Source organism: Pantoea sp. SGAir0418, assembly GCF_043529865.1.
The window spans coordinates 144023-170290 of the sequence record NZ_CP027912.1 but is presented as its reverse complement, the minus strand read 5'-3'; the positions used below and the strand labels follow the sequence as shown (position 1 = coordinate 170290).

Below are 26268 nucleotides of genomic sequence, written 5' to 3'. Positions count from 1 at the left end.
GCATTTGTGATCGCTGCCTATCTTCCAGAGAATGGCTGCGGGACGTTCAGAGGATGACAATCCTTTGCGCCGCGCGGCTTTACGCGACATGGGCAAAGGGAAAAATACATCGCTACCTCGACGCCTTTTCCCTGCCGGGAAACATTTTAAATATCAGGAGAAAGGTTCCAGTGAAATTCGCAAAAGGTATCACCCTTTTCGCACTCGCTCTCAGTGCGCACACCGCGTTTGCCGCCGAACAATCCGTCCCAACCGACAGCTCACTGCATGTACAGGCTGATGCCGCGCTGAAAAGCCTGGTGCCCGCCGACGTGGCGAAGCGTGGCTATATTGTGGCAGGAACCAACCCCAACACGCCGCCCACCACCTTCTATAAAGAAGACAACAAAACGCTGGCCGGTCGTGAAATTGACATCATGAACGCGGTCGGTGAGCGTCTCGGCATTCAGGTGCAGTGGCGTGATACCGGCGGCTTCGACAACATCATTCCGGGACTGAAAACCGGTCGCTACGATGTGGCCTTGTCCAACATCAACGCCACGCCGGCGCGCGCCAAAATTATCGACTTCGTGAGTTACTACGACGCCAGCCGTCTCGGCATTATTTCGCGGAAAGACGCCAACGTCGCGCCGTTCAAAACCCTCGACGAGGTGTGCGGTAAAGAAGTCGGCGCCGGTTCCGGCACCACCCAGGTGACCCGTCTGGAAGAGGCCAGCAAAGCCTGTGAAGCGGCCGGGAAAAAACCGATTAAAGTGTCAGTGTTCCCGGATCGCCCGGCGGGTGTTCAGGCCGTGGTCAGCGGGCGTGTGCCGATGTTCCTCGGTCCATACGAAGGCCTGCTGTGGCAGGTGAAAGTGATCAAACCGCTGACCATGAGCGGCGAAATCACCGTGCATGATGCGCCGGTATCGGTCGCCTTCCCGAAAGATTCCGCGCTTGAACCTGCCGTACAGGCAGCGCTGAACTCGCTGATTAAAGATGGCAGCTACCAGAAGATCCTGGATAACTGGGGCATCGGCTTTGGCGCGGTTAAAGAGTCAAAACGTAATCAGGATATCTTTCAATGAGTGACTTTCACGACCACACCGACGATCTGAAAATCGTCGGTAAACGCTACTACGGACGCTGGCTCAGTGCGCTGGTGGTGCTGTTGTGCGTGGTGGCGATGGCGCATTCGATGATCAACAATCCGCGCTTCGAATGGGGCGTGATTGCGGAAAACTTCACTGGCGAGTCAATCCTGCAGGGCGTGCTGATGACGCTGCAGCTGACAGCGATTTCGGTGGTGCTGGGCTTCGCCTTTGGCACGGTGCTGGCGCTGATGCGCCTGTCATCCAACCCGGTGCTGGTCGGCGTCAGCTGGTTCTATACCTGGTTTTTCCGCGGCGTGCCGATGCTGGTACAGCTGTTCCTGTGGTACAACATCGCGGCGCTGTACCCGACCATTTCGCTGTCGCTGCCGGGTCTGGGTGAAATCTGGAGTACTCAGTCCAATGCGCTGGTCAGCCCGTTCAGCGCGGCGGTGATCGCGCTGGTAATGCATCAGTCTGCCTATGCGGCTGAGATCGTGCGCGCCGGGATTCAGAGCGTTGGCAATGGCCAGCTGGAAGCCGCACGTGCGCTGGGTTACCGTCCGGCGCAGATTTTCCGTCATACCGTACTGCCGCAGGCGATGCGCGCCATCATGCCGCCGGCCGGTAACGAAATCATCGGCCAGCTGAAAACCACGGCGGTGGTATCGGTGATCTCCCTGCAGGATGTGCTGTTTTCGGCGCAGATCATCTATCAGCGCACCTATGAAGTGATCCCGCTGCTGCTGGTGGCGACGCTGTGGTATCTGCTGATGACTTCGGTACTGTCGGTTGGTCAGTTCTACGTCGAGCGCTACTTTGGCCGTGGCGTCACGCGCCGTGAAAAGCGCAGTTTGCTCAAGTCACTGCCCGGTTTCTCCGCGCCTAAAGCCGAAAGGAGCGTCAGCAATGGCTGAAGCGATCGCCTTACGTAAGGTGACCAAACGTTTTTCCGGCGTCACCATTCTGGATGAAGTTAATCTTGATATCCCGGCCGGCTCGGTGACGGTGATCCTAGGACCGTCCGGCTCAGGCAAATCGACGCTGCTGCGCTGCATCAACCATCTGGAAAAACTGGATGGCGGCACGATTCGTATCGGTGGCGAGATCATTGGTTACAAGCAGAAAGGCCAGGCGCTGCACGAGCTGAGCAGCAGCGAGATTGCGCGTCAGCGCGCCGAAATCGGCATGGTGTTTCAGCAGTTCAACCTGTTCCCGCACCGCACCGTACTGCAAAACATTGTCGATGCGCCGATGCGGGTGAAAAAACAGAGCCGCCAGCAGGCGACCAGCAAAGCGCTGTCGCTGCTTAAGCAGGTGGGGCTGGCCGGGCGCGAAGAAGAGTGGCCGCAGAATCTCTCCGGTGGTCAGCAGCAGCGCGTGGCGATCGCCCGTGCGCTGGCGATGGATCCCGGCGTGATGCTGTTTGATGAGCCCACGTCTGCGCTCGATCCGGAACTGGTGGGTGAAGTGCTGCAGGTGATCAAACAGCTGGCGCACTCCGGCATCACCATGGTGATCGTGACGCACGAGATCGGTTTTGCGCGCGAGGTGGCTGACAACATCGTGTTTATGGAAGGCGGGCGGATTGTGGCGGCGGGGCCGACGCAGCAGGTGCTCGACGATCCGGAAAACGGACGGGTAAGAAACTTTATTGCAACGGTGCTGTAAGCACCGTTTTTCATTTTTGACTCCAGGAAGCATGATGACGCAAAAACCGGTGATGCACAGCGCCCACTGGGGTGCTTTTACTGCCCGCCAGCAGGGCGATCGACTGACCATCGAACCGTTTCACGGCGATCCCGATCCCAGCCCGCTGCTGCAAAACTTTCACAATGTCCTGCATCACCCGGCGCGCGTGGCGCAACCGATGGTGCGCCGTGGCTGGCTGGAAAATGGGCCCGGCGCGGATCCACGTCGCGGTAATGACGACTATGTGGCGGTGAGCTGGGAGCAGGCTTACACGCTGGTGGCGCGCGAACTGCAGCGCGTCGGTGATGCGTATGGGCCGGAAGGCATTTTTGGTGGCTCATATGGCTGGTCAAGTGCCGGCCGCTTTCACCACGCGCAGAGCCAGGTGCACCGGTTTCTTAACACGGTGATGGGCGGCTATGTGCGCTCGGTGAACAGCTACAGTTCCGGTTCGGCTTCGGTGCTGTTACCGCATATCGTCGGCGACATGAATGAGATCGCCCGCCGCGGCGTCAGCTGGGAAGAGATCGCCCGGCATAGCGAGATCGTGCTGGCGTTCGGCGGCCTGGCGCTGAAAAACTCGCAGGTAGCAAGCGGTGGTCTGAGCGAACATACCGAACGCGGCTTTATGCAGCAGGCGGCAGAACGCGGCGCACGCTTTATTTCGGTGAGCCCGTTGCAGAGCGATCTGCCCGATGAGGCGCAGGGAGAGTGGCTGGCGCTGCGTCCTGGTACCGATGCGGCCTTCATTCTCGGTCTGCTGTCGGTGCTGATTGACGAGCAGCGCACCGATGAGGCTTTCCTCGCGCGTTACACCGTCGGCTGGCCGCAAATGGTCGCCTATATTCGCGGCGAAGAGGACGGTACGCGGCGCGACGCGCAGTGGGCGGCTGAGATTTGTGGCGTCAGCGCGGCAACAATCACCGATTTTGCCCGCCAGCTGCACGGCAAGCGCGTGCTGGTTACCGTGGCGCACGCGTTGCAGCGCGCGGAACACGGTGAGCAACCGGTATGGCTGGGGCTGGTGCTGGCGGCTGCGCTGGGACAGCCGGGGCTGCCGGGCGGTGGCTACACCTATGCGCTCGGCGCGCTCGGCCATTACGGTAAGCATCATAATCTGGTGAGTTTCCCGGCGCTGCCGCAGGGCAGGAACGGGATTGACCGGCTGATTCCGGTGGCGCGCATCGCCGATATGCTGCTGCATCCCGGCACGCAATTTGATTACAACGGCCGGCGCTTAACCTATCCGCACATCCGTCTGGCCTACTGGGCGGGCGGCAATCCATTCCATCATCATCAGGATCTGGCGCGGCTGCGGCAGGCGTTTTGCCAGCTGGATACGCTGATTGTGCACGAGACCGCGTGGACCGCCAGCGCGCGCCATGCGGATATCGTGCTGCCTGCCACCATGACGCTGGAGCGTGAAGATATCGGCGGTGCGCCGACCGATCGTCATCTGTTTGCCATGCAGCCGGTGGCGCAACCTTACGCGCAGGCGCAGGATGACTACACCATTTTTGCTGAACTGGCGCGTCGTTTAGGCCGTGAAGAGGCATTCACCGAAGGACGCGACGCCCGCGGCTGGCTGCGCCATCACTATGCGCAGCTGCAGGAAAAACTGGCCGCGCATCAGGTGACGATTCCTGACTTCGACCAGTTCTGGCTGCAGGGTGTGATTGAACTGCCGCAGCTGAAAGATGGCGGGCGGATGATCAATGCGTTTCGGGCCGATCCGGCGGCGGCACCGCTACCGACGCCGAGCGGCAAAATCGAAATCTTTTCCGCCACCATCGCCAGCTTTGGCTACGAAAATTGCCCCGGCCATCCGGTGTGGCGCGCGCCGCAGCAGCAGCCGGATGCGGAACATCCGCTGTGGTTGATCGCGAATCAGCCGGCCACGCGTCTGCACAGCCAGCTGGATTTTGGTGACTACAGCCTGAGCGGCAAACGCGAAGGACGTGAGGTGTGCAGCCTGCATCCGCACGATGCCGCCGCGCGCGGCATTACCGACGGCGACATTATCGAGTTGTACAATCAGCGCGGTCACGTGCTGGCCAGCGCTCGCGTCACCGAAAGCATTATGCCGGGGGTGGTGCAATTGCCGACCGGCGCCTGGTACGATCCGGTCGATCCCACCGCGCTGCGACCGCTGTGTCGCCACGGTAATCCGAATGTGCTGACGCTGGATATCGGTACTTCATCGCTGGCGCAGGGCTGTAGCGGACAAATCACCGTGGTGCAACTGCGCAAATACCGCGGCGAGCTGACGCCGGTGCAGGCATTTATTCCGCCGCAACCGGTCAGCTACAGCACTGAGATTATCTGAGGCCGTGCAGGGCTTCGCCTACCGCATCAAATAGCCGGTCCAGTTCGGCCGGCTGGGTATCAAACATCGGGCCGAACTGCAGCGTATCGCCGCCAAAGCGGACGTAAAAGCCGGCTTTCCACAACGCCATGCCCGCTTCAAACGGCCGCACGGTCGCGTCACCTTCACGGGGTGCCAGCTGAATGGCACCGACCAGCCCGCAGTTGCGGATATCCACCACCTGCGGACAATCGCGCAGCCCGTGCAGCGCACGTTCAAAATGCGGTGCCAGTTCGGCCGACTGGCTAATCAGCGCCTCGTTTTCCAGCACGTCCAGCGTCGCCAGCGCGGCCGCGCAGGCCACCGGATGCGCCGAATAGGTGTAGCCGTGCGCAAACTCAACCGCGTGCTGCGGCAGCGGCTGAGACATAAAGGTGTGATAGATTTCGCTGCTGGCCACCACGCCGCCCAGCGGAATGGCACCGTTGGTAATCTGTTTGGCGAAGTTGAGCAGATCCGGTGTGACGCCAAAATACTCCGCGCCGCTCCAGCGTCCCATGCGGCCAAAGCCGGTGATTACCTCGTCAAAAATCAGCAAAATATCGTGCTGCGTACAGATCTCACGCAGGCGCTGCAGGTAGCCGTGCGGCGGAATAATCGCGCCGGCGGATCCGGACAGCGGTTCGACAATCAGCGCGGCAATAGTCGAAGCATCATGCAGTTCAATCAGCTTCAGCATCTCATCCGCCAGCGCCTCGCCCCCAGTGGCAGGCTGGCCGGAGGTAAACGCCAGCTCTGGCTGCAGCGTATGCGGCAGGTGATCAACCTCCAGCAGCTGACCAAAGGCCTTACGGTTGCCGCCGATTCCACCAAGGCTGGTACCGCCAATGTTTACGCCGTGATAGCCGCGCGCGCGACCAATCAGCCGGGTTTTATTGGGCTGGCCTTTGGCCCGCCACCAGGCGCGCGCCATTTTCACCGCAGTATCCGCCGACTCCGACCCCGAACCGGTAAAGAACACGTGGTTGAGATGGCCGGGCATCAGGCTGGCGATGCGCTCGGCCAGCTGAAACGACAGCGGATGGCCGTACTGAAAGCCCGGCGAGTAATCCAGCGTACCGAGTTGCTGCACGACTGCCTGCTGGATTTCACGGCGCGTGTGGCCCGCGCCGCAGGTCCATAAACCGGACAGACTATCGAAAATCTGGCGGCCGTCGCCATCGGTCAGCCAGTGGCCGTGCGCGGCGACAATAAAACGGGGATCCTGCTGAAAATAGCGGTTAGCAGTGAACGGCATCCAGTGCGCCTGTAAATTCAGGTCGGCGGTATTGATCGGCTGTGACATCGGGTTTTCTCCGGCATGTGTTAAGCAGAGTTTGCAATCCGCCGCCGGTTAAGTTAAATGCTAATTAACTTGTCTTCACTTATGGATTTACTCACCTGAATGAAAAAGAAAACGCTGGCCCAGGTGACCGACTTCGACCTCAGACTGCTGCGCGTTTTCAAAACCGTCAGCGAGTGCGGCAGCTTTTCCGCCGCCGAAAGCCTGCTCGGTATTACGCGCTCGGCCATCAGCCTGCATATGAGCGATCTGGAAAAACGGCTGGGCATGCGCCTGTGCCAGCGCGGTCGCGCCGGGTTTGCGCTCACCGAGGAAGGGCGTGAAATTTTACGACACAGCGAGACCATGATGGCGGCGGTGGAAGATTTTCGCCAGCAGGTGAACCAGATGCATCAGCAGCTGCGCGGAGAGTTCAACATCGGCATCATCAATAATCTGGTGACGCAGCCGCGCATGCGTCTCACCCATGCACTGGCGGCGCTGCGGGAGAGCGGGGCAGGGATCCGTATCAACATCAGTATGTTAACCGCGGCGGATATCGAGCGAGGTCTGCTGGAAGGACGCCTGCACGTGGGCGCGCTGCCGATGGCGGCGCCGGTCTCCGGGCTGGCGTACGCACAGCTGTATGATGAACATGCGCAGCTCTATTGTAGCCACGCGCACCCGCTGTTTAACCAGGCGGAGCGGCCGGAACACCACGCGCTGGCGGCCTGCGATGCGATAGCGCCGCTGTTTCGCATGCCGGCGGAGGCGATTGCGCTGCATCAGCAGCTGAACTGCAGCGCCACCGCTTCCGATCGCGAAGGGATCGCATTTCTCATTCTCACCGGGCGCTATATCGGTTTCCTGCCGGACCACTACGCCGCGCAGTGGGTGGAGAAAAAGCAAATGCGCGCCCTCGCGCCGCAGCAGTTCCATTACCACAGTCAAATCGCGCTCGTCACCCGCCAGGGCCCGCGTCACAACGCCATCCTGCAACGCTTTTTGCAGGCGCTGGCGCTGGACGAGCCCGGCGCTTAGCGGAGGCGCTAAGGCATTCTAGTTACAACATACTGTTAGTTTGCTACATCAACCGGACGCCAGCACCGTGCGGCGCAAAGTCTGACAGACCTTAATGGCAGGCAGGGTGGCGAGAGAGAAGAGGGCGAAAAAAGGGGAGAACCGTACGTTCTCCCCTGAGATATTACTGCTTTATGCACGCAGCGGCTCGCCGCGCACCGGGCGATCGCCCGCCACGAAGTAGTCCGCTTCGCTGCGCGGCAGCGGCTGGCGACCACGAATGTTGTCGGCGATCTTCTCGCCAATCATGATGGTGGTGGCATTCAGGTTACCGGTGATGATCAGCGGCATGATTGAGGCGTCGACCACGCGCAGCCCCTGCAGGCCGTGTACGCGACCTTCGCCATCCACAACCGCCATCTCATCGCTGCCCATTTTACAGGTGCCGCACGGATGGTAAGCGGTCTCAGCATGGTTGCGCACAAACTCATCCAGCTGCTCGTCGCTCTGGCACTCCAGCCCCGGACTGATCTCTTTGCCGCGATACTTATCCAGCGCCGGCTGGTTGATGATTTGCCGCGTGATGCGGATGGCATCGCGGAACTCATGCCAGTCCTGCTCGTGCGCCATGTAGTTAAACAGAATCGCCGGATGACGGCGCGGATCGCGCGACTTAATGCGCACGTGACCGCGGCTTGGCGAACGCATCGAACCGACGTGACACTGGAAGCCATGCGCTTCTACCGCATTCGAGCCGTTGTAGTTAATCGCCACCGGCAGGAAGTGGTACTGAATGTTGGGCCAGGCAAACTCTTCCCGGCTGCGGATAAAGCCACCGCCTTCAAACTGGTTGCTGGCGCCGATACCGGTGCCTTTGAACAGCCACTCGGCACCAATTTTCGGCTGGTTCCACCACTTCAGGGCCGGATAGAGCGATACCGGCTCTTTGCACTCGTACTGCAGGTACATCTCCAGATGATCCTGCAGGTTTTCACCGACGCCCGGCAGATCATGCACCAGCGGGATGTCGTGCTGCTTCAGCAATGCCGCCGCGCCAACGCCGGAGCGCTGCAGAATCTGCGGCGAGGCGATAGCACCGGCGCACAGCAGCACTTCACGCCGCGCATGCACGGTGTGCGACGTATCGCTGGCGCCGTGCAGATACTGCACGCCGACCGCGCGTTTGCCCTCGAACAGAATGCGATCGGTGGTGGCGTGGGTGATGATTTTCAGGTTCGGACGCTGTTTCGCCGTATCCAGATAACCGCGCGCGGTGCTGGAGCGGCGGCCCTGCGGCGTCACGAAACGGTCCATCGGACCAAATCCTTCCTGCTGATAACCGTTGAGATCGTCGGTACGCGGATAGCCCGCCTGCACGCCGGCTTCAATCATCGCGGCGAACAGCGGGTTGTTGCCTGGCTTACAGGTGGTGATGCTCACCGGGCCTTCGCCACCGTGATAATCATTAGCACCGATATCGCGCGTTTCCGACTTGCGGTAGTAGGGCAGGCAGTCGCGGTAAGTCCAGTTTTCCAGACCCGGCTGCTGCGCCCAGTTGTCGAGATCCATGGCGTTACCGCGGATGTAGCACATGCCGTTGATCAGCGACGAACCGCCCAGCCCTTTACCGCGTCCGCACTCCATGCGGCGGTTATTCATGTGTGGCTCAGGCTCGGTTTCGTACGCCCAGTTGTAGCGTTTGCCCTGTAATGGCCAGGCCAGCGCCGCCGGCATTTGCGTGCGGAAATCAAAGCGGTAATCGGGACCGCCGGCCTCCAGCAGCAGGACGTTCACGCTGCTGTCTTCGGTCAGTCTTGTTGCCAAAACGTTCCCTGCGGATCCGGCTCCGATAATGATGTAATCAAATTCCATTAGTCGCTCCTCAGGTTAAGCTTGATTAAAATACCGACTGAAAACGGGTCAGTTCGACCTGCACAGATTTCACCTGGGTGTAGCTCTGCAGCGTCATCAGGCCATTCTCGCGGCCAATACCGGAGTGCTTGTAACCGCCCACCGGCATTTCAGCGGCGGATTCCCCCCAGGTGTTGATCCAGCAAATGCCCGCTTCAATCTGGTGAATGACGCGGTGCGCGCGATTCAGATCCCGGGTGACCAGACCCGCCGCCAGGCCGTATTCGGTGGCATTGGCGCGGCGCACCACTTCTTCCTCGCTGTCGTAGGTCAGGATCGACATCACCGGTCCGAAAATCTCTTCGCGCACGATGGTCATTTCATCACGGCAATCGGTGAACACGGTCGGTTCTACCCAGGCACCGTTATCAAACGCTGCGCCGCTCATGCGTTTTCCGCCGCACAGCAGGCGCGCGCCTTCGCTGATGCCGGATTCGATATAGCGCAACACATTGTCACGGTGCGGGAAGCTGACCAGCGGGCCAAAGTTGGTGGCCGGATCGTTGACATCGCCGGCTTTGATGCGTGCCACGCGTTCAGCGATTTTTGCCTCAAACGCCTGCTGCAATGCCGTCGGCACAAACACGCGCGTGCCGTTGGTGCACACCTGGCCGGAGCTGTAGAAGTTCGCCATCATGGCGATGTCGGCGGCGAGATCGAGGTCGGCGTCGTCAAACACGATCAGCGGCGATTTGCCGCCCAGCTCCATGGTCACCTCTTTCAGCGTGGAGCCGGCCGCGTTGGCCATCACTTTTTTGCCGCTGGCCACGCCGCCGGTGAAGGAGATTTTGTCGATGCCCGGATGGTCGGTCAGCAGCTGACCGGTCACCGCGCCGCGTCCGTTCAGCACGTTGAACACGCCATCCGGTACGCCGGCTTCGCTGTAGATTTCTGCCAGCTTCAGCGCGCTCAGCGGCGTCACTTCGCTGGGTTTAAAGATCATCGCGTTACCAGCCGCCAGCGCCGGTGCAGATTTCCACAGCGCGATCTGAATCGGATAGTTCCATGCGCCAATACCGGCGACCACACCAAGCGGTTCGCGGCGCGTATAGACGAAGGAGGTATCACGCAGCGGGATCTGCTGGCCTTCAAGCGCCGGGATCAGGCCGGCGTAGTACTCCAGCACATCGGCACCGGTAACAATGTCCACCGCCTGGGTTTCACTCAGCGGTTTACCGGTGTCGAGGGTTTCCAGCGCCGCCAGCTCATCGTTACGCTCGCGCAGGATATCCACCGCACGGCGCAGGATGCGTGACCGCTCCATCGCCGTCATGGCCGCCCAGATTTTCTGGCCTTTTTGCGCGGCGGCGACCGCGCGATCGACATCCGCCTGCGCGGCTTCATGGACCTCGGCCAGCACTTCGCCATTGGCCGGGCTGATGGTCTGGAATGTGTCGCCCGCTGCTGCGGCAACGTATTGACCATCAATGTATAAATGCTGCTCGGTGAATCGGGACATGGTTGCTCCTTCCTCAGTGATTCGCGGCGCCAGCCAGCTGCTGGCGAATGAATTGGGTGGTGAGCGTTCTGGCAATCGCCAGATCAAACGGTTTGCCGCTCAGCGCGGCGCGCAGCCACAGGCCATCAATCAGCGAGGCCAGACCGTGCGCGGCCAGCCGCGCCTGCTCACGCGGCAGCTCGCGGCGAAACTCGGCAGCGAGCGTGGAAAACAGGCGACGGCTGCTGACGCGTTCCAGGCGACCCAGCTGCGGCTGATGCATGCTGCTGGCCCAGAAGTCCAGCCACGCTTTCATCGCCGCGCTGTGCACCTGGGTGTCGTCGAAGTTACCTTCGACAATCGCCAGCAGGCGCGCTTCGGTGCCGGCTCCCGCCAGCGGTTTCAGTCGTGCCGCCACCGCATCACGCAGCTGACGCGTCACGTCGCGCATGGTGGCTTCCAGCAAACCGTTTTTGTCTTTGAAGTAGTGGCTGATGATGCCGGTCGAGACGCCGGCGCGCCGCGCAATCTGCGCAATGGTCGCGTCATTGATCCCGACTTCGTTAATGGTACTCAGGGTCGCATCAATCAGTTGCCGACGACGTATCGGCTGCATTCCCACCTTTGGCATGACTCCAGCTCCACCGCAATGTAAGACCCCTATTAAAACTTTTTTTGATTGCACGTTCAATATAAAAAAGAAACTTGTTAGGATACTGTGCTTCGGTTGTTATGAAAGCGCAACGGGAAGGTGAATACTGAACCGTGCCGAACAATCAGGAGGGAAAACAGGAGAACGATACCGATAAGGCCGATCGCTACGGCCCTGCTACTTCATTGAATAATTACAGGAAATTAACCAGAGGTAACCGATGATTAATCCACCTGCCAGTGAAAAAGACAGAATCAATCCCGTGGTGTTTTACACCTCTGCCGGACTGATTCTGACATTTTCACTTGTCACCATTTTGTACAGCGATCTCGCTGCCGGCTGGATCCAGAGCGCCGTCAACTGGGTATCGTCCACTTTTGGCTGGTACTACATGCTGGCCGCCACGCTGTATATCGTCTTCGTCATCTATATGGCCTGTTCACGCTACGGCGCCATCAAGCTGGGCCCGGAGCAGTCCAAACCCGAATTCAGTCTGCTGAGCTGGTCGGCGATGTTGTTTGCCGCCGGCATCGGCATCGATTTGATGTTCTTCTCGGTGGCGGAACCGGTCACGCAGTATATGCAGCCGCCGGAAGGGGCCGGTCAGACCCTGGAAGCGGCGCGTCAGGCGATGGTGTGGACGCTGTTTCACTACGGTCTGACCGGCTGGTCGATGTATGCGCTGATGGGCATCGCGCTCGGCTACTTCAGCTACCGCTATAATCTGCCGCTCACTATTCGCTCGGCGCTCTATCCGATTTTTGGCAAACGTATTAACGGCCCGATTGGCCACACGGTGGATATCGCGGCGGTGATCGGTACCATTTTTGGTATCGCCACCACGCTGGGTATCGGCGTGGTACAGCTCAACTACGGGCTGAAAGTGTTATTTGATGTGCCGGAAGGGCTGACGGCGCAGATGGCGCTGATTGTACTGTCGGTGGTGATCGCCACCATTTCAGTGACCTCGGGCGTGGATAAAGGCATCCGCATCCTGTCGGAGCTGAATGTCGCGCTGGCGCTTGGTCTGATTCTGTTTGTGCTGTTTATGGGCAAGACGGATTTCCTGCTCAACGCGCTGGTGCTGAACGTCGGTGATTACATCAACCGCTTTATGGGCATGACGCTCAACACCTTTGCGTTTGATCGTCCGACGCAGTGGATGAATAGCTGGACGCTTTTTTTCTGGGCGTGGTGGGTGGCGTGGTCGCCGTTTGTCGGCCTGTTCCTCGCCCGTATTTCCCGAGGCCGCACCATCCGTGAGTTTGTGCTCGGCACGCTGATTATCCCGTTCACCTTCACGCTGCTGTGGCTGTCGGTGTTCGGTAACGCGGCGCTGTACGAGATCATCCACGGCGATGCCGGTTTTGCCCAGGAAGTGATGGCGCATGCCGAGCGCGGGTTCTACAGCCTGCTGGCGCAGTACCCGGCGTTTAAGTTCAGCGCCTCGGTCGCCACCATTACCGGCATGCTGTTTTATGTTACTTCGGCGGATTCCGGCTCGCTGGTGCTGGGGAACTTCACCTCGAAGCTGAAGGATATCAACAGCGATGCGCCAAACTGGCTGCGCATTTTCTGGTCGGTGGCGATTGGCGTGCTGACCATGGGTATGCTGATGACCAACGGCATCTCTGCGCTGCAAAACACCACGGTGATCATGGGCCTGCCGTTCAGCTTCGTGATCTTCTTTGTGATGGCCGGGCTGTATAAATCACTCAAAGTGGAAGATCACCGCCGCGCCAGCGCCAGCCGTGATACCGCGCCCTATATTCCGGCGAGCAATGACCGTTTGAGCTGGAAAAAGCGGCTGTCGCGCCTGATGAACTACCCGGGCACGCGCTATACCCAGCAGATGATGGAAACGGTGATCTATCCGGCGATGCAGGATGTCGCCAAAGAGCTGGAGCTGCGCGGCGGTCGCGTATCGCTGGAGAGCGTTGCGCCGGAAGAGGGCCAGCCGCTGGGCTACCTTGATCTGCGCGTGCACCTCGGCGAGGAGCAGGATTTCGTCTATCAGGTGTGGCCGCAGCAGTACTCGGTACCGGGCTTTACCTATCGCGCCCGCAGCGGTAAGTCGCACTATTACCGGCTGGAAACCTTCCTGCTGGAGGGCAGCCAGGGTAACGATCTGATGGACTACAACAAGGAGCAGGTGATCATCGACATTCTCGATCAGTACGAGCGTCACCTGAACTTTATCCATCTGCATCGTGAAGCGCCGGGCAGCAATATCACTTACCCGAGCGTGTAACAGTGCGGGCAGCCGTGCAAGGCGGCTGCCCGTTTAATCACGTGGCGTTCCTCGCATAATTGCCAGCGGCAGCTAGACTCACTAGCTGACCTGAAGGGGAACATAATGAAATTGGGTTTTGCGTGTAAGTACTTTGATTCTGAGGCTAAACAGCCATTTCCATTTAAAACCACCACCCGCACACGCTTTCTCGCTATGGAGCGTAACGCGGCGGCCACGCTGCTACTGGCACTGGCACAAAATAACCTGCAGAACCTCTCTCTGACGCTGGAACAGCTGGCGCAGCAGCCGGATGCATTACGCATGATGCGCATCGGCAGCGATCTGCTGCCGCTGTACACCGTGCCGCTGGCCACAGAACTGTATGGCGATATTCTGCCCGAGCTGCAGCCGCTGTTTAGCCGCTGCGGCGAATTGGCCCGCGCGCACAACATTCGCCTGTCGTTCCATCCCGGCCAGTATACGGTGCTGGCTTCGGATAATGATGACGTGGTGGATCGGGCGCTGGAGGATGTCGAGTACCACACGCTGTGCGCGGTGCTGATGGGCTACGGCAGGCAGTTTCAGGATTTCAAAATCAACATCCACATGAACGGCAAACGCGGTATTGAGGGTTTTCGCGCGGCGTTTATGCGCCTCAGCCCGGAAGCCCGCAATATGCTGACGGTGGAAAATGACGAAATTTCCTGCTCGCTGGATGACGTCTTGCAGGCGCGTGCGCTGTGTCCGGTGGTACTGGATATTCACCATCACTGGGTGAAAGAGAATCAGTTTATTCAGGCCAGCGATGAACGCGTGGCGCTGATTCTGGAGTCGTGGCGCGGCGTGCGGCCGGTGCTGCACTATTCGATCGCCCAGGAAGGGCTGATCCCGGAGAGCGGCTTTCCCGATCAGGAGCAACTTGCCGCCTCTAAGCCGAAGCTGCGCGCCCATTCTGACTACTATTTCAACCAGACGCTGAATGACTGGGCGCTGTCGTTTGATCGCTTCGACATCATGTGCGAAGTCAAAATGAAGAACCTCGCGCGCGATCGCCTGTATGACTATGCGCAGACGCGCTGATTAACCGCTTACGGCGCCGTGATCACAATGGCGACGCGGCGATTTTGCGCCCGGCCCTGCGCAGTGTTATTGCTGGCGACCGGCGCGCTCATGCCCAGCCCGCGCGTCACGATGTTTTGCCGTGGAATCGCCGCGCCGGTGGCCCACTGATCGGCCACCGCGTTGGCGCGTTTCAGCGACAGCTGCTGGTTGTAATCCGCTTTGCCGTAGTTATCGGTGTGGCCGTCAACGCGCAGATGTTCGATGCCGGTAGCGGCCAGGTTTTTCGCCATCTGCGCAATGCTGGCTTTGCTGGCGGGCGTCAGGTCAGATTCATTGATGCCAAACAGGATTTTATCGGACAGGCCCAGTCCCCAGCCTTCGGCGTTTTCGCTGAAGCCGGCCTCGCGCATCGCTTTAATCTGCGCGTCGCTAAAACGCCCGGTTGACTGACAGCCGACACAGGCCAGCACCATAACCAGCAAACATGATTTCAGTTTCATACGCGTACCTTACTCATTCCTTTGTTTTTATACATGTGCATATCGGCGCGCTCCAGAATCGACGCCACCGAATCGCCATGCTGCGACCAGGCGTAGCCGATGGTCACCGATGTGGTGATCTGCGTGCCTTCCGAAATCACAATCGATTGCGCGATTGCGGTACGAATATCTTCCGTCAGCTGCTGCAGATCGGCTTCTGAGGTGCGGCTGGTGATCAGCATGGCAAACTCGTCACCGCCCAGCCGCGCCACCAGATCGTCCTGATACGCCAGCGCGCTGAGGCGCGCCGCGATGGCCTTCAACACTTCATCACCGGCGGCATGGCCCCAGTTATCGTTAATGCTCTTGAAGCGATCGCCGTCGAGAAACAGCAGCACAAAATTCTCATGCGCCAGCTGCTGATCGAGCAACTGCGACAGGCGGCCAACAAACGCCGAGCGGTTGGCCAGTCCGGTTAACGGATCCTCCAGCGCTTTGGCCGCCAGTGAACGGTTATCGCGTAGCAGCGAGGCTTTTAGCGTCTGCATTTCACTCAGCAGCGAGTTGAGATCTTCGGAAAACAGCTGAAACTCTTTGGTCGGATTTTGCGGTACGCGCGTCGAGAAATCGCCAGAGCGAATCACGTAATGGATGGCGCTGGTGATATTGCGCAGCGAGCGCAGGATACCGCGATGCAGAAATTCACTCAGCAGGCAGGAAATCACCAGCACGCACAGCATACCGATGGATAAAATCATCACCGAATAGCGAATAAAGTCGGCCGCACCGCTGACGGTGCCGGCCAGCATTAAATGGCCGACCTGGGTTTCGGCGTGATTAATTTCCACCGCCAGCGGCTGCTGATAGATCCAGCGACGCAGTAGCGTTTCATACCAGCCGCTCTCTTGCTGGCGATCGTGCCAGTCCACCAGTACGGTATTGCCCGCCGTGACCAGCTTCGCGGAGGCAAACATCCCTTCATTGCCGAGCAGGGCTATTTTGTTGCGGGCATCATAGCTGTCTTCAAATACCGTCGCGGCGGTCAGGCTGGTGCTGAGTGTGGCGGCAATGAGTTCGAGGTTTCTTTTCTCATAGCGTTTAATAAACAGTAAAGACGTCGATGTCAGCAGCAGCCAGCACAGCAGTAATATCACGGCGGCATTGACGGTGCTGATACGACGCAACTTATTGCGAATCGATGATTTATCTTTTTTATGCTATCAAACTTCATCTTATTTGCTTCCTTTGCGGGACAGCAACAACACGTCCGGGCTCACTCTGACACCGCTGCGCGCCAGCGAGTCAAGGTTGACGGAAAATGCGGTGTGATCGCGGTTAAAGATCAGACAAAAGGCCGCGCCAACCGCACAGTCCGGGTTGTTTTCCGCGATGGACAGGACGGCTTTACCCTGTAGCATCGCCAGCAGTTCAGTTTGCTGCTGCGGCGTCTGATCGCCGAAGTAAATGGCATCGCAGCGCTGGCGGCTGAGTTCGCTGGTCTGGTTAATCCACACCACGCTGAACGGCGTCGGGCCCTGAGGCTGCGCAAGGTGCTGTGCTGAAGCGAATACGCACAGCTGTGGCGGCTGTGTTAACTGTGGCCAGTGGCTAAAACTGATGATGCCGCTGACGATGCGGTTAGCCTGATCGTCACGCTGAACCGCACTGTTTGCCGCCTGAGCAGCAGGAAAACAGAGGAGATAAATGAGAGAAAATACGGGAAGAAATGCGCGTAAGCCCTGCAATAAATAGAGCAGCTGGCTGTCGCCCTTCACCTTTAATTGTAGTTGTAACATAGCGCTATCTCTGAACAGCAACCGGGAAATAGTACCATCGCGCTGTACAAAAGAGTACCGCCGTACAGGCGCTGATACCGCGATCAGGCAGGGTAGAATAAATTCGTCAGGACCGGATTTAAATAGAGAGTTAAAAGAGTAATGAATAAAAACGCAGCATAATAAGCCTATTAAGGCTGAATTCTGCCGGATATGCCCGCAGCAAAATTAGCGCAGCGGCGCGATTTTTCGTAAAATGATTTGCCCGGCGCCGCCGGATATTCCCTTTGTGGCGCAATGGCCCTGAATTGAACAATCATTCAGCGCCATTCACCGCATTTTTTTAATTAAAATCCAAATCCCGGCCGTTGCTGGCAATGACCCGCTGATACCACCAGAAGGATTTTTTGCGCAGCCGGTTGAGCGTGCCGTTGCCGTGGTCGTCGCGATCGACATAGACAAATCCGTAGCGTTTACTCATTTCACCGGTCGACGCCGCGACCAGATCGATGCAGCCCCAGGTGGTGTAGCCCATCACCGGCACGCCGTCAGCAATCGCTTCACCCATGGCGCGAATGTGCTGTTGCAGGTAGCTGATGCGGTAATCGTCTGCAATTTCCCCGCTGGCATTGATTTCATCGTGCGCGCCGAGACCGTTTTCCACCAGAAACAGCGGCTTCTGATAGCGGTCGTACATCATATTCATGGTGATGCGCAGGCCAAGGGGATCAATGCCCCAGCCCCAGGAGCTGCGCGCCAGATGCGGATTGGTCAGCGACTTCACCACGTTGGCGGCGCTGCTGTTCTGTTCATTCATCTCTGCCGACGCGCAGCGCGAGGCGTAATAGCTGAAGGAGATGAAATCGACGGTGTGGCGCAGCAGTTCGCTATCGCCCTCCGCCATGACAATCTCCACGCCTTTCTCGCGGAATACCCGGGCGGCGTAAGCGGGATAAGCGCCGCGCGCCTGGACATCGATAAAGAATAAGTTCTCGCGATCTTTCTGTAACGCGGCCCACACATCTTCCGGCTTGCAGGACCACGGATAAAAGTTGCCGCCGGCCAGCATGCAGCCAATCTGATTCTGCGGATTGATCTCATGGGCGATTTTGGTTACCAGCGCGCTGGCGACCAGTTCATGATGCGCTGCCTGATATTTCACCTGTTCGTGATGTTCATCCGGCGCGAACACCAGACCGGCACCGGAGAACGGGCTGTGCAGCAGAATATTGATCTCATTGAAGGTCAGCCAGTATTTCACCAGACCATCAAACGCTTCGAAGCAGGTGCGGGCGTAGCGGGCAAAGAAATCGATCATTTTACGGTTGCGCCACGAGCCGTATTCGGTGACCAGATGCATTGGCACATCGAAGTGACACAGCGTGACCAGCGGTTCGATGCCGTATTTGCGGCACTCCTCAAATACGCTGCGATAGAAGGCGATACCTTCCGCGTTCGGCGTCAGCTCATCGCCGTTGGGATAAATGCGGCTCCAGGCGATGGAGGTGCGAAACACCGTGAAGCCCATCTCCGCCATCAGGGCGATATCTTCTTTATAGCGGTGATAAAAATCGATGGCGTCGTGGCTCGGATAGAACTCATCGTCGCGCAGCGTATAGCGCGGCTCCAGCCCCAGCTTCACCGCCATGCGGTGCTCGCCGTGTGGAATCATATCCACCGTGGTTAAGCCTTTACCACCGGCGCGATAACTCCCCTCTGACTGGTTGGCGGCTAACGCGCCGCCCCATAAAAATCCCGCAGGAAATGTCACTTCAGACATCACTCACCTCAATCACAGTCCATTATTAATTCGCGCTGAGCGGCTTTGCCGCTTCCGGCTTACCGGGGCGCGGCGCGGTCTCCGTCACCGGAATATCTTCAAAGCCAAGAATCAGCGTCAGAATGAACGACAGCACCACTGACAGCACCATCACGCCAGCCACCCAGACGATGCTCATCGGGTTGGTGGGATCGAAAAACTGTACGCTGGTAAACAGGCCCGGTGAGGCCATCGAGTGGCTGGCGAGGCCGCCAATGCCGGCCACCGCGCCACAGATAAAGCCGCTGATCAGGCTGGCAATCAGCGGACGCTTCAGGCGCACCGCCACGCCGTACAGCGCTGGTTCGGAAATGCCGGCGACGATGGCGGAAGCTGCCGCCGCGAACGCCGTCTGCCGCAGTTCCGGATTTTTGGTTTTGAACGCCACCGCCAGCGATGAGCCGCCCAGTGACAGGTTGGCGCCAATTTCTGACGGCATCACCATGCCTTCTTTGCCGGTCTCAGCTATGGTCTGAATAATGGTCGGGGTAAACACGCGATGCATGCCGGTCATTACCAGCAGCGGCCACAGACCGCCCATGATCGCCACCGACAGCCAGCCGAGATAACCGTGAATGGTATACACCAGCGCCGAAATGCCGCTACCGATCCAGATACCGAGCGGGCCAATAAAGACGATGGCGATGGGGGCAGCAATCAGCACAATCAGCATCGGTTTAAGGAAGTTTTTGGTCACCGCCGGGGTAAAGCGATCGACCCAGTATTCGATGTGCGACAGAATCCACGTCATCACCAGCGCGGGGATTACCGTGTAGGTGTATTTCACCGCAGTGACCGGCACCGAGGCGAATTCCACTACCTGACCCTGCGCCGCTTTGGCCATCAGGTCGATAAAATTGGGATGCACCAGCACGCCGGCAATGGCAATCGCCAGCGACATATTGGTTTTAAATTTCAGCGCCGCCGAAGCCGCCACCATCACCGGCAGGAAGAAGAAGGCGCCGTCACCAATCACATTCAGGATGATTAACGTCGACGAGCCTTTGGGCAGCACACCGCTCATCTCCAGCATCATCGCCAGCAGTTTCACCATCGATCCGCCAATGATCGCCGGGATCAGCGGTGACATGGTGCCGACCAGCGCATCGAGAATGCCCGCGCCGATACTGCGCAGCGTGATTTTACGTTTCACCGGCGCGCTGCCGCTGTTGCCCGGCGTGCCGAGTTTCATCACTTCCTGAAAGGCGAGATTGACGTTGTTGCCGATGATCACCTGACACTGACTGTCGGTGTGCACCACGCCCATCACGCCGGGAATGGCTTTCAGTGTGGCGTTGTCGACGCGCGTGCTGTCTTTCACCACGAAGCGCAGGCGTGTCATGCAGTGGGTAACGGCTTCAATATTCTCTAATCCGCCGAGCGAGGCCACAATGGCTCGTGCGGCGTCAGCGTAGTTGGTCGCCATGAATGTTTGTCTCTGATTGTAGGGTAGAGGAAACGTCGGTTTCGTCTGGCTGTTATGTGTTCATGAGAAACCGGTTTCACAAAATCATGAACAGGCGCATTCATTCAGACAAGAAAAATCGCTATCTTCGTTTTAATTTTGTGATGTTGATCGGCTGACGGGCGGCGGGATCTTCAACCGCAGGCGCAGGGCGACAAGAAAATTCCCCGTCTTATTCATCGCTTAGGTACACTGAGGCGATGAGCAGCGAAGCAGAGTGAAGCATGGCAACCATACTTGAGGTGGCAAAAAAGGCCGGCGTGTCAAAAGCGACGGTGTCGCGCGTGTTGTCCGGTAACGGCTACGTCAGCCAGGAAAAGCGCGATCGGGTGTACCAGGCGATTGCCGAGACCGGCTTCCGGCCGAATTTGCTGGCGCGCAATCTGGCGACTAAATCCAGCCAGACCATTGGCCTGGTGATCACCAACACGCTGTATACCGGCAGCTATTTCAGTGAAATGATGCAGCATTCGGCGCGTATTCTTGAGCAGCAGGGCCGTCAGCTACTGCTGGTGGACGGCAAACACAGCGCCGAAGAGGAGCGTACGGCGATTCAGTTTCTGCTCGATCTGCGCTGCGATGGCGTGATCATCTATCCGCGTTTTCTCACCATCGATGAGATGGACAGCATCATTGCCCAGCACCGCCATCCGATTCTGGTAATCAACCGGCGACTGCGTCAGCACGACAGTTACTGCATCTACTCCGATCAGCAGCGCACCAGCGCCGAGGCGGTGGCGCAGCTGATTGCGCTCGGCCATCGCGATATCGCTTTTATCACCGGATCGCTTGACTCGCCAACCGGGCGCGAGCGCCTGGCCGGTTATCACGCGGCACTGGCGCAGCATCAGCTGGTGGCAGATGACGCGCTGGTGGTGGAGGGCAAATGGCAGGCGCAGCACGGGGCGGCGGCGGTGGAAACGCTGCTGGCGCGTGGTAAACCGTTCAGCGCGCTGGTCGCCAGTAACGATGAGATGGCGGTGGGCGCGCTGAAAGCGCTGGCGGCGCATAACATCCGCGTGCCGCAGCAGGTGGCGGTGCTGGGTTTCGACGATATTCCGCTGGCGCCCTATACCATTCCGGCGCTGGCCAGCGTGCGCATGCCGGTGACCGGCATGATCGAGGAAACCATTGAACGCCTGGTGTCGATGCTCGACGGAGGCGAAATGCGTAACCGCAAAACCTTTGCCGGCGAGCTGATTCTGCGCGAATCCGTCGGTCCCGGCCCGTTTTACCCTGGCTAAAATCAGGCGTTCAGCAGCGCTTGCTTAAACGAATAGATGTGCACGCGCGCGGCGTCTTCTGCCCGTGTTACGTCACCCTGCGCCAGCGCCGCAATGATTGCGTCATGCTCGGCAATCACCTCCTGCATGTGCTGCACGCTCGACAGGGTGGTTGCCCAGAAGCGCTGCGCCTGGGCGTGGATGATGCTGAGAATATCTGACAGACGACCGTTGCCGGCGATGTCAGCCAGCACCTGATGAAACTCGCGGTCCAGCAGCATCATCTGCTCACGGTCGCGCGCCACACTGGCGGCGGCGATGCGCTGATTCAGCGCCTGTAGCTGGGCAATCTGCGCCGGATTCACGCGCTGCGTCGCCAGCCGCAGGCACAGCGCTTCATTTACCAGCCGTACTTCAATCAGCTCCAGCGCATCGTCAATCGACAGCGGTGCCACCATCACCCCTTTACGCGGGATAATCTGCAGTAACCCTTCAGTCGCCAGCCGATGTACTGCCTGGTTAACCGGCGTGCGGCCCATTGCCAGATCCTCCATCACCTGCGCGGTATTGAGATATTCACCTGGCTTATAGCGCAGCGTAATCAGGCGATGCCTGAACGCCAGATAGGCCTGTTCATTCAATGAAACGCTTTTTTGTCCGGCCTGTGACTTCACATTTTCAGCAACTGAATCACTCATCACGCAGATCCTTATTGGGGTACTGAGACATCTTACACAAAAACCTGGCATGAAAATGGCTATCTTGAAATTGCAGTGAAATTTCACACGCATTTTTCATCAGGAGATCATCGCATGCATTTACGCTTTACAACCGACTCACAAGGCGCCCCGGTGCTGGATGTCGACATTAAGCAGCTGGTCATTGCCGGATGGGTAGGCCGCGACCAGGCGGCGGTGCTGCACCATATCAGGGAGCTGGAGGCGCTGGGCGTGCCCGCACCTGGTGCAGTCCCGCTGTTTTATCGCGTAGCCACTCAGCAGCTGGCGCAGCACAGCCCGCTGGAAGTGGTGGGCGAGCAAACCTCCGGCGAAGCCGAGCCGTTTGTGTTTTTCCATCGCGGCGAATACTGGGTGTCGCTGATTTCCGATCACACCGACCGTCACCTGGAAACCTTCAGCGTGGCACTGTCGAAGCAGGCCTGCGTTAAGCCGGTCGCCGGTCATGCGTGGCGTATGGCAGAGGTTGAGCCGCACTGGGATCGGCTGGAGCTGCGCGCGTGGATCAAAGTCAACGGCGACTGGGTGACTTATCAGCAGGGCACGCTGGCGTCTCTGCTCACGCCGATGGATCTGCTGGCGCGCTACTTTGGCGATCGCCCGGTCAGTGAAGGCTTTGCGATGTCATGCGGCACGTTGAGCGCGATTGGCGGCATCCGTCCGGCCAGCGAGTTCCGCATGGCGCTGCACGATCCGCTGCTGAATCGCACGCTGGAACACCACTATGTCACCGGCACGCTGCCGGTGATTGCCTGAGGAGACGCGTATGACCACCTTATGGCAGGCGAGCCAGCAACTGCGCGCCGGAGACCTCACCGCAAGCGCCGCGACGCAACAGGCACTACGCGCCGCTGAGCAACCGTCGGGCGAAGGCGCACGCGTGTTTACGCGGACCTATGCTAACAGCGCCGTTCAGCAGGCGCAGCAGGCTGATACGCGCTGGCAACAGCAACAGCCGCGCAGCCCGATTGATGGACTGCCAATCAGCATCAAAGACCTGTTTGATGTGGCGGACGAACCCACCTGCGCCGGCTCGCGCGTGCTGGCGGATGCGCCGCCCGCTGCGCGCGACGCGCATATCGTGCAGCAGCTGAAACAGGCCGGTGCCGCTATCGTCGGCAAAACCAACATGACCGAGTTCGCTTTTTCCGGGCTCGGTATCAATCCGCACTACGGCACGCCAGCTAACCCATGGCAGCGCGGCGAAAAACGCATTCCCGGCGGTTCTTCATCCGGCGCGGCGGTGGCGGTGGCCGACGGCATGTGCCTCGCGGCGGTCGGCACGGACACCGGCGGCTCGGTGCGGATACCGGCGGCGCTGTGCGGGCTGACCGGCTTCAAACCCAGTGCCAGCCGCATCAATCAGGCCGGCACGCTACCGCTATCGGCGGCACTCGACAGTATTGGCGTAATTGCCCATGACGTGCGCAGTTGCTGGCTGCTCGACAGCGTCATCGCCGATCGGCCTTTGCAGCTGGCAGAGCGTGATATCACGCGGGCGCACTTTGCGATTCCACAGACCCGGGTGCTGGACGGGCTGGATCTCGCGGTCAGCCAGGCGTGGCACCACGCGCTGGCACAGCTGCGCGCGCAAGGTGCCACGCTCACCGAGCTGCCGCTGTCTGAACTGGCAGAACTGGAAACCATGAACGCCCGTGGCGGCATCACCGCCTGGGAAGCCTGGCAGTGGCATCAGTCTCTGCTGCAGTCGCACGCGACGGGTTATGACCCGCAGGTACGGATGCGCATTGAGCGCGGCGCGTTGCTGAACGAGGCCGACGCACAACTGTTGTATCAGCAGCGCGCCGACTGGCGGCAGCGGGTGGAGCAGGCGGTGGCACCGTTCGATGGCCTGCTGCTGCCCACCGTGCCGCTGATTGCGCCGACCATCGCCGAACTCGACGACCCGGAGCGCTATCGCCAGGTCAACCTGCTGATGCTGCGCAACACCAGCGTGATCAACATGCTGGACGGCTGCGCCATCTCCCTGCCTTGTCATCAGCCCGGCAGTGCGCCGGTGGGTCTGATGCTGGCCGCCACCCATGGCCACGATGCCGCGCTGCTCAGCTGGGCGCTGGCGCTTGAATCCATCCTGCAACGGAGTCTCTGAAAATGACACATCCTCACGGCATGCTGTTCGTCGCCACAAACGTCGCCGCTGAAAACGAAGCTGATTTCAATCAATGGTATGACCATGAACATGTCGCCGAGCGGGTCGCCATCGACGGCTTTCTCAGCGGCACGCGCTATCAGGCGCTGGATGCTGAACGCAAGTACCTCGGACTGTATGAAACCCGCTCGCTGGAAACCTTCACCAGCGCCGATTACTACGCCGCCTTCACGCGCCAGACGCCGTGGTCGGTAAAAAACCTGGAGCGGATGATCAAACCGATGCGCCGCGTGTGTGCAATCACTCAGCAGCACGGTCAGGGCAGCGGCAGCCACCTTGCGGTGCTGACGCTACAGGCTGGCATTGAAACTGCAACGCTCAACGCCTGGCAGCAGCAGGTTGCCACGGTGCCGGGCTATATCGCCTCGCGCTTACTCACGCCTGACACCACGCTGAGCACGCCGCTGCCGCAGGAAGATCGGGCGCAGCGCGCCATGCGGCCAATGCTGCTGCTCAGCTGTTCGTGCGCCGATGCCTGCCAGACACTGGCGGCCGCCGCGTCACAGGCGCTCAATGCCCGCGCTGAATTTTATGCGCTTAGCTGGCAGCTCACTAAACAGGAGATGGCTCATGGCGAATACTGATTCAACTCTGCCGCACGCCGCGCGTGCCGCAGCAGGGAAAACCCACACCGGCCGTCTTGCCGCGGCCAGCTCCATCGGCACCGCGCTGGAGTGGTACGACTTTACCGTTTACAACATCATGGCGGCGCTGGTGTTTAACCATGTGTTTTTCCCCAGTTTCGACCCGCTGGTCGGCACCATTCTGGCGTTTTCAACTTACGCCGTGGGTTATGTGTCGCGTCCGGTGGGCGGTTTTATCTTTGGCCATCTCGGGGATGTCGCCGGGCGCAAGGCGGTATTGATCACCACGCTGGTGATCATGGGCGTGACCACGGCGCTGATGGGCATGCTGCCCGGATATGCGCTGTGGGGCATCTGGAGCCCGATTCTGCTGGTGGCGCTGCGCTTTGTGCAGGGCATCGCGCTGGGCGGCGAATGGGCCGGCGCGGTGTTGCTCTCCATGGAGCACGGCGAAGCCAGTAAGCGCGGGCGTAACGCCTCGTTCGCCCAGGTCGGGCCTTCCTGCGGTACGCTGATTGGCACCGGCTTTATCACTTTAGTGACGTTGTCACTCAGCGGCGAACAGTTTCAGGAGTGGGGCTGGCGCATCCCGTTCCTGCTCAGTCTGCTGCTGGTGATGTTTGGCCTGTGGCTGCGGCGTGGCGTGGAAGAAACCCCGACTTTCGTGGCGATGCAGCAGGCGGAGAAAACCAGCCACACGCCGCTGAAAGAGGTGTTCCTGCGCTATCCACGTGAACTGCTGATCGCCGGCGGCTCGCGCATCGGCTCCGACGTGCTGTACGCGCTGGTAGTGGTGTTCACCCTGACATACGTCACCACCGTGCTACAGCTGCCGCGTCCGCTGGCGCTGATGGCGACGATGGTCGGCGCGATTGGCAACGCGTTGACGGTGCCGCTGTTTGGCGCGCTGTCCGACCGCCTTGGCCGCCGTCCGGTGTACATTGCCGGCGCGCTGCTGGCTATTGTCTGGTCGTTTGTGTTTTTTGTCCTGCTCGACAGCACCCAGCCGTGGCTGATTGTGCTGGCAGTGGTGATCGGCCTGCTGATTCACGCCATGATGTACGGTCCGCAGGCGGCGTTTGTCACCGAGCAGTTCCCGAGTCACGTGCGCTATGCCGGTTCGTCACTGGCCTATACGCTGGCCGGCATCATCGGCGGCGGTTTTGCCCCGCTGATCATCACCTCGCTGTACAAAGAGCTGGGCAGCACGCTGTGGGTGTCGCTGTACGTGACGCTGGCGCTGACGATCACCCTGTTTGCCTTATGGAAAGCCAAAGAAACCGCGCACCAGTCGCTGTAATCACCTCTGGCG

The 26268-nt window shown here is 59.4% G+C and carries 21 protein-coding genes and 1 pseudogene; 12 read left to right on the top strand and 10 right to left on the bottom strand.

All coding sequences use genetic code 11. The features are described from left to right. Positions 1-170 precede the first annotated feature (170 nt). From C1N84_RS19810 to C1N84_RS19795, 4 genes are read left to right on the top strand one after another with little or no spacing between them, the layout of a single operon-like run. Positions 171-1067 (top strand): ABC transporter substrate-binding protein, encoded by an 897-nt coding sequence (locus tag C1N84_RS19810; RefSeq protein WP_021509534.1) that lies wholly within the window; start codon positions 171-173, stop codon positions 1065-1067. Beyond that, positions 1064-1987 (top strand): amino acid ABC transporter permease, encoded by a 924-nt coding sequence (locus C1N84_RS19805; RefSeq protein WP_021509533.1) that lies wholly within the window; start codon positions 1064-1066, stop codon positions 1985-1987. Before C1N84_RS19810 ends, C1N84_RS19805 begins: the two co-directional genes overlap by 4 nt. Then, the gene (locus C1N84_RS19800; RefSeq protein ID WP_058758829.1) at positions 1980-2741 is read left to right on the top strand and encodes an amino acid ABC transporter ATP-binding protein; all 762 of its coding nucleotides are present in this window, start codon (positions 1980-1982) and stop codon (positions 2739-2741) included. Before C1N84_RS19805 ends, C1N84_RS19800 begins: the two co-directional genes overlap by 8 nt. Positions 2742-2775: 34 nt before the next feature. Then, on the top strand, positions 2776-5088 hold the full coding sequence (locus tag C1N84_RS19795; RefSeq protein ID WP_058758828.1) for a molybdopterin-dependent oxidoreductase: 2313 nt from the start codon (positions 2776-2778) through the stop codon (positions 5086-5088). Here C1N84_RS19795 and C1N84_RS19790 read toward each other — a convergent pair. Then, a complete protein-coding gene (locus C1N84_RS19790) occupies positions 5081-6412 on the bottom strand; it encodes an aspartate aminotransferase family protein (RefSeq protein ID WP_264444533.1) in 1332 nt (443 codons plus the stop codon). The genes C1N84_RS19795 and C1N84_RS19790 overlap by 8 nt on opposite strands. 99 nt (positions 6413-6511) lie before the next feature. On the opposite strand from C1N84_RS19790, the gene C1N84_RS19785 reads away from it, so the two are divergent. After that, the gene (locus C1N84_RS19785) at positions 6512-7429 is read left to right on the top strand and encodes a LysR family transcriptional regulator (protein WP_264444535.1); all 918 of its coding nucleotides are present in this window, start codon (positions 6512-6514) and stop codon (positions 7427-7429) included. A gap of 171 nt (positions 7430-7600) precedes the next feature. Here C1N84_RS19785 and betA read toward each other — a convergent pair whose 3' ends face one another. The 3 genes from betA to betI are packed head-to-tail and all read right to left on the bottom strand — an operon-like array spanning position 7601 to position 11388. Continuing rightward, entirely contained in the window at positions 7601-9280 is a 1680-nt protein-coding gene (betA, locus tag C1N84_RS19780; RefSeq protein WP_021509528.1) for a choline dehydrogenase, read from the bottom strand. Positions 9281-9305: 25 nt separating this feature from the next. Continuing rightward, on the bottom strand, positions 9306-10778 hold the full coding sequence (gene betB / locus C1N84_RS19775) for a betaine-aldehyde dehydrogenase (RefSeq protein ID WP_215481370.1): 1473 nt from the start codon (positions 10776-10778) through the stop codon (positions 9306-9308). A 13-nt stretch (positions 10779-10791) separates the two neighbouring features. Continuing rightward, entirely contained in the window at positions 10792-11388 is a 597-nt protein-coding gene (betI, locus tag C1N84_RS19770) for a transcriptional regulator BetI (RefSeq protein WP_058758824.1), read from the bottom strand. A gap of 241 nt (positions 11389-11629) precedes the next feature. Here betI and C1N84_RS19765 point away from each other — a divergent pair, with 241 nt between their 5' ends. Together C1N84_RS19765 and C1N84_RS19760 are read left to right on the top strand one after the other, a co-directional pair. Then, a complete protein-coding gene (locus tag C1N84_RS19765; RefSeq protein ID WP_021509525.1) occupies positions 11630-13660 on the top strand; it encodes a choline transporter in 2031 nt (676 codons plus the stop codon). Between the two features lie 105 nt (positions 13661-13765). Beyond that, complete coding sequence (locus C1N84_RS19760) at positions 13766-14722, top strand: apurinic/apyrimidinic endonuclease family protein (protein ID WP_141496054.1); 957 nt, start codon at positions 13766-13768, stop codon at positions 14720-14722. Between the two features lie 8 nt (positions 14723-14730). Here the strand turns inward: C1N84_RS19760 and C1N84_RS19755 are convergent, their stop codons facing one another. The 5 genes and pseudogenes from C1N84_RS19755 to ascF form a co-directional block, all read right to left on the bottom strand. After that, entirely contained in the window at positions 14731-15204 is a 474-nt protein-coding gene (locus C1N84_RS19755) for an OmpA family protein (RefSeq protein ID WP_262264783.1), read from the bottom strand. Next, positions 15201-16414, bottom strand: a pseudogene (locus tag C1N84_RS19750) (diguanylate cyclase domain-containing protein). Before C1N84_RS19750 ends, C1N84_RS19755 begins: the two are co-directional and overlap by 4 nt. A 1-nt stretch (position 16415) precedes the next feature. Then, complete coding sequence (locus C1N84_RS19745) at positions 16416-16979, bottom strand: YfiR family protein (protein ID WP_058775074.1); 564 nt, start codon at positions 16977-16979, stop codon at positions 16416-16418. Between the two features lie 322 nt (positions 16980-17301). Continuing rightward, positions 17302-18738 (bottom strand): 6-phospho-beta-glucosidase, encoded by a 1437-nt coding sequence (locus C1N84_RS19740; RefSeq protein ID WP_264444545.1) that lies wholly within the window; start codon positions 18736-18738, stop codon positions 17302-17304. A gap of 25 nt (positions 18739-18763) precedes the next feature. After that, the gene (ascF, locus tag C1N84_RS19735) at positions 18764-20203 is read right to left on the bottom strand and encodes a PTS cellobiose/arbutin/salicin transporter subunit IIBC (protein WP_215481367.1); all 1440 of its coding nucleotides are present in this window, start codon (positions 20201-20203) and stop codon (positions 18764-18766) included. A 263-nt stretch (positions 20204-20466) separates the two neighbouring features. Between ascF and C1N84_RS19730 the strand changes: the two genes are divergently transcribed. Then, on the top strand, positions 20467-21486 hold the full coding sequence (locus tag C1N84_RS19730) for a LacI family DNA-binding transcriptional regulator (protein ID WP_394541900.1): 1020 nt from the start codon (positions 20467-20469) through the stop codon (positions 21484-21486). Between the two features lie 2 nt (positions 21487-21488). On the opposite strand, the gene C1N84_RS19725 is transcribed toward C1N84_RS19730, so the two are convergent. Beyond that, positions 21489-22163, bottom strand: a complete 675-nt coding sequence (locus tag C1N84_RS19725) for a GntR family transcriptional regulator (RefSeq protein WP_215481366.1) — start codon at positions 22161-22163, stop codon at positions 21489-21491. A gap of 114 nt (positions 22164-22277) precedes the next feature. Here C1N84_RS19725 and C1N84_RS19720 point away from each other — a divergent pair, with 114 nt between their 5' ends. From C1N84_RS19720 to C1N84_RS19705, 4 genes are read left to right on the top strand one after another with little or no spacing between them, the layout of a single operon-like run. Further along, positions 22278-22958, top strand: coding sequence for a DUF2848 domain-containing protein (locus tag C1N84_RS19720; RefSeq protein ID WP_264444551.1), 681 nt, complete (start codon positions 22278-22280; stop codon positions 22956-22958). A 10-nt stretch (positions 22959-22968) separates the two neighbouring features. Further along, on the top strand, positions 22969-24312 hold the full coding sequence (locus C1N84_RS19715; protein WP_394541899.1) for an amidase: 1344 nt from the start codon (positions 22969-22971) through the stop codon (positions 24310-24312). A 2-nt stretch (positions 24313-24314) separates the two neighbouring features. After that, positions 24315-24956 carry a DUF4286 family protein gene (locus C1N84_RS19710; RefSeq protein ID WP_166719256.1) on the top strand — a complete coding sequence of 214 codons (642 nt, stop codon included), beginning with the start codon at positions 24315-24317 and terminating at the stop codon, positions 24954-24956. Then, entirely contained in the window at positions 24943-26256 is a 1314-nt protein-coding gene (locus tag C1N84_RS19705) for an MFS transporter (protein ID WP_058775067.1), read from the top strand. Before C1N84_RS19710 ends, C1N84_RS19705 begins: the two co-directional genes overlap by 14 nt. Positions 26257-26268: the final 12 nt, after the last annotated feature.